This window comes from Methylophaga sp. UBA1464 (assembly GCF_002325665.1).
GTDB lineage: Bacteria > Pseudomonadota > Gammaproteobacteria > Nitrosococcales > Methylophagaceae > Methylophaga.
This window is the reverse complement of record NZ_DCSO01000094.1, coordinates 5,873-6,442: the sequence shown is the minus strand read 5'-3', so window position 1 is coordinate 6,442 and position 570 is coordinate 5,873. Positions and strand designations below refer to the sequence as shown.

Here is a 570-nt window from a genome sequence, read left to right as displayed (position 1 = left end):
GACCAGAAGCTGGGGGAGACCGTACCCGCAGAACCTAATGCACCCAGCAAACTGTTCATTGCTGCCTGCGTAGTAACGCCGAGTTCAGCCGCCCGTTTACGATCCAGATTCACATAATATTCTGGCAGGGCAAAGACCTGCTGAAAGCCAATATCCACTGCACCTTCCACATATTGCATTTTTTCAATCAGGGTTTCAGCTTTTGCGATGCTGCCGGGCAGGTTCCGACCGGTAAAACGCACATCCAGTGCGGTTGGAGTACTGCCGGAAAGCGTTTGATTGGTGGTGTCTGCCGCTTGAGAAAATAGTGTGACTTCGGGAAATTTCGCTTTAAGCATTTGCCGAATGGATGCTTCATAGTGGCTGCTCGGCTGATGACCTTTGGCCAATTGGATCTGTAACTCACCATCATAAGTACCGATGGTAAAACTCTCTACCCAGGCACGGTTAATGGAATCCGGCATGCCAATGTTTTCAAACACAAAATCCAGTTCATCCTCCGGAATAATTTTGCGGATTTCCTGCTGAATTTGAGCAAATTTATCGGCTGTCTGTTCAATGCGGGTGCCG

Annotated in this window: 1 pseudogene; it reads right to left on the bottom strand. The window is 48.9% G+C overall.

The window, feature by feature from the left end:
* Positions 1–570 (bottom strand): annotated as a pseudogene (locus B3O33_RS12820) (AcrB/AcrD/AcrF family protein); the annotation flags it as partial.